Source organism: Acinetobacter endophylla (genome assembly GCF_053543775.1).
In genome coordinates this window covers 1-398 of sequence record NZ_JBLVOM010000072.1, presented here as the reverse complement: position 1 = coordinate 398, position 398 = coordinate 1, and the positions used below count along the sequence as shown (strand labels likewise).

1 protein-coding gene is annotated in these 398 nt (G+C 41.7%); it reads right to left on the bottom strand.

Going from position 1 to position 398, the window contains the following annotated elements; translation table 11 throughout:
• A partial coding sequence (locus ACNPNW_RS04920; protein ID WP_448766622.1) for a thiol:disulfide interchange protein DsbA/DsbL occupies positions 1-398 on the bottom strand: 398 nt, incomplete at both ends.

Sequence of the window (398 nt, the reverse complement as noted above, 5' to 3'; positions counted from 1 at the left end):
ATATTTACCATTCACGGTCACCGCTGGTACACCGCTTAACTGATATTGAGCAGTCAAATTTTTTGCCTGAGCAATTTTTGACGAAATCGGGAATGATTTATAAGTCGTGTTAAATTTCTCTTCAGAAATACCATAACGGGTATAGAACTTGGCCAATTGTGCCTGTTCTAAAATTGGACGCTGCTTGTCATGAATATCATGGAATAACTGTAAATGTGCTTTTTGACGCACACCCAGGGCTTCTGAAACATAATAAGCACGTGCAGCCTGTTCCCAAAGCGGGTTCATTGCAGCAGGTGTACGTACAAAACGGATATCTTTGGGTAATTTTTTCAACCAGTCCTGCATATGCGGTTCCAACGTGAAACAGTGACCACAGCCATACCAGAAGAATTCAC